Origin of the sequence: Binatus sp. (SeqCode) (assembly GCF_036522015.1) — a bacterium.
GTDB lineage: Bacteria > Desulfobacterota > Binatia > Binatales > Binataceae > Binatus.
This window is the reverse complement of record NZ_DATDGQ010000018.1, coordinates 1-3,227: the sequence shown is the minus strand read 5'-3', so window position 1 is coordinate 3,227 and position 3,227 is coordinate 1. Positions and strand designations below refer to the sequence as shown.

The 3,227-nt window shown below is 61.3% G+C and carries 4 protein-coding genes and 1 other RNA gene; 4 read left to right on the top strand and 1 reads right to left on the bottom strand.

Features of this window, described 5'->3' with window-relative positions:
- Positions 1 to 70: 70 nt before the first annotated feature.
- The gene (locus tag VIW95_RS00860; RefSeq protein ID WP_331583043.1) at positions 71 to 928 is read left to right on the top strand and encodes a nucleotidyltransferase domain-containing protein; all 858 of its coding nucleotides are present in this window, start codon (positions 71 to 73) and stop codon (positions 926 to 928) included.
- Between the two features lie 83 nt (positions 929 to 1,011).
- Here the strand turns inward: VIW95_RS00860 and smpB are convergent, their stop codons facing one another.
- The gene (gene smpB / locus VIW95_RS00855; protein ID WP_331583041.1) at positions 1,012 to 1,509 is read right to left on the bottom strand and encodes an SsrA-binding protein SmpB; all 498 of its coding nucleotides are present in this window, start codon (positions 1,507 to 1,509) and stop codon (positions 1,012 to 1,014) included.
- A gap of 138 nt (positions 1,510 to 1,647) precedes the next feature.
- Here smpB and ssrA point away from each other — a divergent pair.
- The 3 genes from ssrA to VIW95_RS00840 all read left to right on the top strand — a co-directional run.
- Positions 1,648 to 2,005, top strand: a transfer-messenger RNA (tmRNA) gene (gene ssrA / locus VIW95_RS00850).
- Positions 2,006 to 2,015: 10 nt separating this feature from the next.
- The gene (locus tag VIW95_RS00845; protein WP_331583039.1) at positions 2,016 to 2,255 is read left to right on the top strand and encodes a hypothetical protein; all 240 of its coding nucleotides are present in this window, start codon (positions 2,016 to 2,018) and stop codon (positions 2,253 to 2,255) included.
- Between the two features lie 129 nt (positions 2,256 to 2,384).
- The coding region (locus VIW95_RS00840; protein ID WP_331583037.1) for a tail fiber domain-containing protein at positions 2,385 to 3,227 on the top strand (843 nt) is incomplete at its 3' end.

Here is a 3,227-nt window from a genome sequence, read left to right as displayed (position 1 = left end):
GAGAGGGGAAGAATTGGGACCGGAAGGACAAGTCGTTGCTCGATTGCGGGGGGCGACTTAAGCTCGGCGGATGCCGACTGAGCGCGAAATCGATCAGATACTCAATCAAGTAGTTGCGCGGGTCTCGAAGATTGAGGGCGTTCTCGCGATTGTGCTTGGCGGGTCGCGGGCTCGCGGGACTGCGGACGAACGATCGGATATCGATCTTGGAATTTATTACGACGGCCAGCATCCGTTCGCTATTCCCGCGCTGGGAGCGGCTGCGAAGGAGCTCGACGATCGTCATAGCGACAACCTGGTGACTTCGTTTGGGGATTGGGGACCGGCTGTGAATGGGGGCGGCTGGCTCGAGATTGGCGGCAATCACGTGGATTTTCTTTACCGCGAAATTGGCGCGGTGCGCGACGCGATCGAGGATTGCAGCGCCGGGCGTCCACGCAGCATCTATCAGGTTGGTCATCCGCTCGGATTTCATATCCAGATTTATGCGGGCGAGGTTCACGTCTGCCGTCCGCTCTACGATCCGGGCAATGCGATCGCGCAGCTCAAGTCCCTGGTGCGCGAATATCCCGAAAAGCTTCGGACCGCTGCCGTGACCAAGCATCTGTTCGATGCGGAATTCGAAATTTCGATTGCTGCGAAGCCGGCCGAACGCGCCGACGTAATGTACGTCGCGGGATGCTTGTTTCGCGCAGCGGGTTTCATGACGTTGGTACTGTACGCGCTGAATCGCAAATTTTTTCTCAACGAGAAAGGCGCGTTCGCCGAGTCGCGAGGATTTGCGATTAAGCCGGCGCGATTTCACGACACTGTCGCAAACGTGCTGGGACGCGTCGGAACTTCTCCGGACGATCTGTCGAAGAGCGTCGTCAGTTTCCAGAGCCTTGTTGCGGAACTGCGCGAGCTTGCCTCGAGCGCGGGCGGGTGAGGACGATGGCATCGAGCTGGATGCGGGCGCCCTCACCCGCTCCTCGAAGACTCGGCGCGACCTCTCCCGTGGGGAGAGGTAAACTAGCGGTTGCGGCCTTTTAGCGCGCGCTCGATTTCCCGGTTTGATGCCCGGCGCGCGAGTACGTCGCGCTTGTCGTACGAGTGCTTGCCCTTGGCGAGTCCGAGCTCGACCTTGGCGCGGCCGTTTTTGAAATAGATTTTCAAGGGGACGATCGAATAGCCCTTTTCGCGCACGCGGCCCCACAACTTATCGATCTCGCGCCGATGCATCAGGAGTTTGCGCGGACGAGTTTCCTTGTGGCTGAACTGGCCTGCGGGAGCGTAGGCGCCGATGTGGACGCTCTCGAGAAACGCCTCGCCGTTTTTGATGCGCGCGTAGCTGTCGCGCAGGTTTGCGCGATGAGCGCGCAGCGACTTGACCTCGGTGCCGGTTAGCGCGAGGCCGGCCTCGAGCGTCTCCTCGATAAAGAAGTCGTGGCGAGCCTTGCGGTTGTCAACGACCAGCTCGAATCCGTCGGCGGAAGGCTTGCCGTTGCGAGTATGAGAATCGCGCGCCATAACAGGGTGAGTTTATCCGCAGAGGGCGACGCAGATAAGGGGGCACGCGGGTATGGTTGCGAAGGTGGCCGCCGGGCCTTAGATTGGAGGTAGTAACCGTTTCGACTTCACTGGCCTCGATGGAAGACCCACAATCGTGGGGGCGAACTGGATTCGACGAAGACAACATGGCCATGGTCGCACGCCGGGTGCTGTCGACCCGTAAAACTGGCAGACTGCGAAATTTACCCGCAGACAATAACGGTTACGCTCTGGCGGCCTAAGGGCCGCTAGCGTCCCGCCGCTGCTCGCCCATGGCAGCGGGTCGGGGCGTCATTTAGTGGGCTAGGGAACCGCAGTTCACCGGCTGGGCGGCGTACCGAAATTTCAGCCGGCTGGCGTCAGGAAAGCCCGTCTGTGGGCGTTTCGGACGCGAGCTAGAATTCGCAGACTAAGCGTGTAGTGGCCGTCGCCGGAAGGCCTTCGGACGGGGGTTCAATTCCCCCCGCCTCCACCATCCTGGCACGATGACGTTCAGATTCAGCGGGGGCGGTTGGGCGACGGGTCGCTCGATGCTCGCAGTGGGCGGCGGTAAGGCTACCGCCGCCAAGATGCGCGCGCTCGGCTTCCCCAATCTGGTCAAAGCCCGCGAAGCCCTCAGGCGCAAGGCCGACCGCGCCACCACACGGACCCCCGAACAGCAACGCGGCACTGCCACCCACGCGGGACGCGCTCGCGCTTGTGGGTTGGTCTATACGGGGCACTGAGATAAGGCTCTTTGGGTACGGGTCGTCAATAAAACGCTCGCAAGGAGCGGCGCAGGGAGGAATCGCAAAATGGTACACGTGACACGCAGAAGCTTTTGGTCGAGAGCTGTCCGCTTTTCTGTCGCGGCCATGCTCGCCACGATGATCGGTGCGGGTAGGGTGATGCCCGCCGCCGCACAATCGTCGCCATGCATCTTTGCGACGGGATCGAATACATTCTTCGGAACGGACGCCGGATCCGGCGCCATCGCGACTCAGGACAGCGCGTTCGGCTTCGCTGCGCTTGCTTCAGGCGACTCCGGAGGCGCAAATACCGCTGTCGGGAATCAAGCCCTCTGCAGCAACACCACGGGCGGAGCCACTCTCTCGGGCGGAAGTACCGCCGTGGGAAATGAGGCCCTGTTCACTAACACCTCCGGCGGACCCGACGACGCCTTCGGATCGGGCGCGCTCCTGTTCAACACCACGGGCTCGTCTAACGCAGCCTTCGGAAACTCGGCCCTCGGAAGCAACACTACCGGCGAAGAGAACGTTGCCTTTGGAGAGGGGGCCCTCGATAACGAAACCACTGGCTTTGGCAACATCGCGGTGGGCGTGGGTGCAGGCTCCAATCTCACCACCGGGAACAACGACATCGATATCTTCGACCTGGGCGTGGCGGGCGAGTCCAACACTATCCGGATCGGCACGCAGGGTTTTCAGAGCGAGACCTTTGTCGCCGGCATCTTCGGCGGCGCGACGATAAAGAAGGGCTGTGACGTAGTGGTCGATGCGACCGGCCTGCTCGGCTGCGCGAAATCGTCGGCGCGCTACAAACGCGACATCCGCGATATGGGTGACGCGAGCGACAAGCTGATGAAGCTGCGGCCGGTGACGTTTACCTACAAGGCCGACTCAACCGGTATTCAGCAATATGGACTTATCGCCGAAGAGGTCGAGAAGGTTTATCCGGAGCTGGTGATCGATGGCGCT

What these genes read in the sequence shown, in the direction of transcription:
- VIW95_RS00845 (WP_331583039.1), top strand. Translation starts at nt 2,016, where the DNA reads ATGACGTTCAGATTCAGCGGGGGCGGTTGGGCGACGGGTCGCTCGATG.
- VIW95_RS00860 (WP_331583043.1), top strand. Translation starts at nt 71, where the DNA reads ATGCCGACTGAGCGCGAAATCGATCAGATACTCAATCAAGTAGTTGCG.
- smpB (WP_331583041.1), bottom strand. Translation starts at nt 1,509, where the DNA reads ATGGCGCGCGATTCTCATACTCGCAACGGCAAGCCTTCCGCCGACGGA.